Annotated in this window: 2 protein-coding genes; both read left to right on the top strand. The window is 76.1% G+C overall.

Annotated elements, in window-relative coordinates; genetic code table 11:
* Window positions 1-164: 164 nt before the first annotated feature.
* On the top strand, window positions 165-1,097 hold the full coding sequence (gene fmt, locus CCN29_RS20890; RefSeq protein ID WP_006131227.1) for a methionyl-tRNA formyltransferase: 933 nt from the start codon (window positions 165-167) through the stop codon (window positions 1,095-1,097).
* A gap of 108 nt (window positions 1,098-1,205) precedes the next feature.
* The gene (locus CCN29_RS20885) at window positions 1,206-2,633 is read left to right on the top strand and encodes an RsmB/NOP family class I SAM-dependent RNA methyltransferase (protein WP_031067732.1); all 1,428 of its coding nucleotides are present in this window, start codon (window positions 1,206-1,208) and stop codon (window positions 2,631-2,633) included.
* Window positions 2,634-2,859 lie beyond the last annotated feature (226 nt).

The raw sequence follows: 2,859 nt of genomic DNA, 5'->3' as shown, positions 1-2,859 counted from the left end.
GGCGGCGACCGCGGCGGCCGGGACCGGCCCCAGCTCGGAACGTTCCTGCACCGTGAGGGGGCGGGCCCGGACGCCGATCCCGTCCCTGCGTCCACGGGAGACGCCCGGCCCATAGACTGGTGCGTCGCCCGAACCGTTCCCGCCCGAGAGGCCCTCCGCACCCCATGAAGCTCGTCTTCGCCGGTACCCCCGAGGTCGCCGTTCCCGCCCTGGACGCTCTTCTCGCCTCCGGGCGGCACGAGGTCGCCGCCGTCGTCACGCGGCCCGACGCGCCCGCCGGGCGGGGGCGCAGGATGGTCGCCTCGCCGGTGGCCGAGCGGGCGGAGGAGGCCGGCATCGAGGTGCTGAAGCCGGTCCGGCCGAAGGACCCCGACTTCCTCGAGCGGCTCAAGGAGATCGCCCCCGACTGCTGCCCCGTCGTCGCCTACGGCGCCCTCCTGCCGCGCGTGGCCTTGGACATCCCCGCCCACGGCTGGGTCAACCTGCACTTCTCGCTGCTGCCGGCCTGGCGCGGCGCCGCCCCCGTGCAGCACGCGATCATGGCGGGCGACGAGATCACCGGCGCCAGCACCTTCCTCATCGAGGAGGGGCTGGACTCCGGGCCCGTCTACGGCACCGTCACCGAGGAGATCCGCCCCACCGACACCAGCGGCGACCTGCTCACCCGGCTCGCCTTCGCCGGCTCCGGACTGCTCGCCGCGACCATGGACGGCATCGAGGACGGCACGCTCAAGGCCGTGCCGCAGCCCGCCGAGGGCGTCAGCCTGGCCCCCAAGGTCAACGTCGAGGACGCGCGCGTCGACTGGAGCGCCCCGGCGCTGCGCGTCGACCGGGTGGTGCGCGGCTGCACGCCCGCGCCCGGCGCGTGGACCACCTTCCGCGGCGAGCGGCTGAAGATCGTCCAGGCCCGGCCCGTACCGGAGCGGACGGACCTGACGCCCGGCCTGCTGTCCGCCGGGAAGAACGACGTGCACGCGGGGACCGGTTCGTACGCCGTGGAGCTGCTGTGGGTGCAGCCGCAGGGCAAGAAGCCGATGCGGGCCGCGGACTGGGCGCGTGGGGTGCGGATCGCTGCGGGGGAGACGCTCGGGGGCTGACGCCCCCGGGCCCCGGCGCCCGGGCTCGGCCCGGGCCCTCGGCCCCCTGGGTGTTTCACGACGTAGGCTGGAGCGCGCACTTCACCCCACTTCCGGAGCACCTTTTTCGTGAGCGACCAGCCCCGTCGGCCCCGCAGGCCCGCCAAGCCCTACCGCCGTCCCAAGAAGGACCCCGTCCGCATCCTCGCCTTCGAGGCGCTGCGGGCCGTGGACGAGCGTGACGCGTACGCCAACCTCGTCCTGCCTCCGTTGCTGCGCAAGGCGCGGGAGAAGGAGGGACCCGACACGTTCGACGCGCGGGACGCGGCGCTGGCCACCGAGCTGGTGTACGGCACCCTGCGCCGCCAGGGCACCTACGACGCCGTCATCGCGGCCTGCGTCGACCGGCCGCTGCGCGAGGTGGACCCGCCCGTGCTGGACGTGCTGAGCCTCGGCGCGCACCAGCTCCTCGGCACGCGGATCCCGACGCACGCCGCCGTGTCCGCCACCGTCGAACTGGCCCGGGTCGTGCTCGGTGACGGGCGTGCCAAGTTCGTCAACGCCGTGCTGCGGAAGATCGCCCAGGACGACCTGGACGGCTGGCTGGAGCGGGTCGCCCCGCCGTACGACGAGGACCCCGAGGACCACCTCGCCGTCGTCCACTCCCACCCGCGCTGGGTCGTCTCCGCGCTGTGGGACTCCCTCGGCGGCGGGCGCGCCGGCGTGGAGGAGCTGCTGCGCGCCGACAACGAGCGGCCCGAGGTGACGCTGGTCGCCCGTCCCGGGCGGGCCACCACCGACGAACTGCTCGCCGAGGAGGCCGCCGTCCCCGGGCGCTGGTCGCCCTACGCGGTGCGGCTCAGCGAGGGCGGGGAGCCCGGTGCGGTCGCGGCGGTCGCCGAGGGGCGGGCCGGGGTGCAGGACGAGGGCAGTCAGTTGGTCGCGCTCGCGCTGGCGTCCGCGCCCGTGGAGGGGCCGGACCGGCGGTGGCTGGACGCGTGCGCGGGGCCCGGCGGAAAGGCGGCGCTGCTCGGGGCGCTGGCCGCTGAGCGGGGGGCCGTGCTGCTCGCCTCGGAGAAGCAGCCGCATCGGGCGGGGCTGGTGGCGAAGGCGCTGGCCGGTAATCCCGGGCCGTACGGCGTGGTCGCCGCGGACGGGACGCGACCGCCGTGGCGGCCCGGCAGTTTCGACCGGGTGCTGGTGGATGTGCCGTGCACCGGGCTCGGCGCGCTGCGGCGGCGGCCGGAGGCGCGGTGGCGGCGGCGTCCGGAGGACCTGGACGGCTTCGCGCCGCTGCAGCGGGGGCTGCTGCGGACCGCGTTGGAGTCGGTGCGGGTGGGGGGTGTCGTCGGCTACGCGACGTGCTCGCCGCATCTCGCGGAGACGCGGGCGGTGGTGGGGGACCTGCTCAAGCAGTTCCCGGACGCGGAGCTGATCGACGCGCGGCCGCTGCTCGCGGATGTGCCTGACCTGGGCGACGGCCCCGACATCCAGCTGTGGCCGCACCTGCACGGCACGGACGCGATGTATCTGGCGCTGCTGCGCCGGACTGGGTGACGTCGAGTCGGCGGGGGTGCGTGTAGCGCCTACGGCCGGTGGGTGGTGCGGGGCCGCGGCGGGGGTGGACGTCCTCGGTCTGGCGCGATTGAGCTACTTGGCAGGGGAAGGGCGCGGACGCGCCAGCCGCTGCGGGCGCCCACCCCCACCCCGTCCCCTCCCCGCCGCGGGCGACTACACCGACACGGGCGGCGCGCGCCCGGACGGCGGCGGCAAGCTGCGGCCG

It is taken from the genome of Streptomyces pseudogriseolus (assembly GCA_002154585.1).
Classification (GTDB): domain Bacteria; phylum Actinomycetota; class Actinomycetes; order Streptomycetales; family Streptomycetaceae; genus Streptomyces; species Streptomyces pseudogriseolus.
The sequence above is the reverse complement of the archived record's forward strand: the minus strand, read 5'-3'. Positions and strand labels throughout refer to the sequence as shown.

Bases quoted from the DNA above. Each gene is read 5' to 3' on its own strand.
- fmt (WP_006131227.1), top strand. From the start codon at position 165: ATGAAGCTCGTCTTCGCCGGTACCCCCGAGGTCGCCGTTCCCGCCCTG.